At 71.8% G+C, this 1,752-nt stretch carries 1 protein-coding gene and 1 pseudogene; both read left to right on the plus strand.

Features of this window, described 5'->3' with window-relative positions; all coding sequences use genetic code 11:
- Positions 1 to 1,205, plus strand: a pseudogene (locus tag ASG00_RS02750) (M20/M25/M40 family metallo-hydrolase); the annotation flags it as partial.
- Positions 1,206 to 1,328: 123 nt separating this feature from the next.
- A partial coding sequence (locus ASG00_RS16600) for an ABC transporter permease subunit (RefSeq protein ID WP_327037466.1) occupies positions 1,329 to 1,752 on the plus strand: 424 nt, incomplete at its 3' end.

Here is a 1,752-nt window from a genome sequence, read left to right on the forward strand (position 1 = left end):
AGACCCGCGCCGCGCGCCTCGCGCAGCAGGCGCTGGAGGAGGTCGGCTACGAGGTCGAGTTCCTCGAACCGCGACCCGGCCGAGGATCGATCGTCACGCGGCTCGCCGGTGCCGACCCGGCCCGCGGCGCCCTGCTCGTTCACGCCCACCTCGATGTGGTCCCCGCCGTCGCGGCCGACTGGACGCATCCGCCGTTCGCCGCCGAGATCGACGACGACGGCTACCTCTACGGTCGCGGAGTCGTGGACATGAAGGGCTTCGCCGGCACGCTGCTCGCCCTCGCCCGCCACTTCCGCCGCAACGACATCGTGCCCGCGCGCGACATCGTGTTCGCGTTCGTCGCCGACGAGGAGACCGGCGGCGTCTGGGGTGCGCGTTGGATCGTCGAGAACCGACCCGACCTGCTCGCGGGCGTCACCGAGGCGGTGAGCGAGGTGGGCGGATTCTCGATCCCCGCCGGGCGCCGGCGCGCCTACGTCGCCGCCGTCGGCGAGAAGGGGGTCGCCTGGGCGACCCTCACCGCCCGCGGTCGCGCCGCGCACGGCTCTCGCCCGACCGCCGACAACGCCGTCGTCCGTCTCGCTCGCGCGGTCGCCGCCCTCGGCGACCACCCCTTCCCGGTCGAGCGCACCGAGGCGCTCGACCGCTTCCTGCGGGTGTACGCCGCCCACACGGGCGAGCCCTTCGGTGACCTGTCCGACGCCCTCGCGCGCCTCGGCCACGCGGAGACGTTCCTCGCCGCCTCAGCCCGCGACACCGTCTCCCCCACGGTGCTGATCGCGGGCGACAAGACCAATGTGATCCCCGCCGAGGCGCGGGCGCGCCTCGACATCCGCGTGCTCCCCGGTCACGACGACTCCCTGCGCGCCGAGATCACGCGAATCGTCGGCGACGACATCGACATCCGCTGGGGCGGTTGGACACCCGCCACCCTCGCGGCTTCCGACTCTCCCCTGCTGGACGTGTTCGACCGTGCCATCGGCGCCGAGGACTCCGACGGCTTCGTCGTGCCCTACCTGCTGCCGGCCAGCACCGACAACAAGAGCTTCGCCCGGCTCGGCATCCATGGCTACGGCTTCGTGGCCCTGCAGGTGCCGCACGAGTTCGACGTGTTCGCGCAGTTCCACGCCGCGGACGAGCGCGTGCCGGTCGACGCCCTGCACTTCTGCACCCGCGTGACCGAGCGGATCCTGCGCACCGCCTGATCGCACTGTTACCGCGTGCGACGCGCGGTTGCGGCATGTGAAACGCGCCCTCCGGCGCACACCGGCGACGCCCCTACCGTGGCGGAAACGCGGCGACCGGCCGCATCCCCCGAAGGAGCAGGCATGACCGACACGCTCGCACGCGCCCGCGTCGTCGACGACCCGACCCCCGCCCCGGCCGCCCGGGTCGACCTCGGATCGTTCCGCGTCGTCCACACCCGGCACTGGTTCCGTTGGGTGCTCAGCGCCCTGCTGATCTTCGCGATCGCGCAGTTCGCGTGGTCACTCGTCGTCAACGAGAACTACGAGTGGGACGTCTTCGCCCGCTACTTCTTCTCCGAGCCGGTGCTCACCGGCGTCTTCGGGTACACCCTCACGCTGACGGTGATCGCCGCCGTCGTCGGATTCGGCCTCGGCACGCTGCTCGCGCTCGCCCGGCTCAGCGGCTCGCCGCTGCTGAACGGCATCGCCTGGACCTACATCTGGTTCTTCCGCTCGGTGCCGCTCGTCGTGCAGATCATCGTCTGGTACAACCTCGGCTACCTCT

This window comes from Microbacterium sp. Leaf351, assembly GCF_001423825.1.
GTDB classification, from domain to species: Bacteria; Actinomycetota; Actinomycetes; order Actinomycetales; family Microbacteriaceae; genus Microbacterium; species Microbacterium ginsengisoli.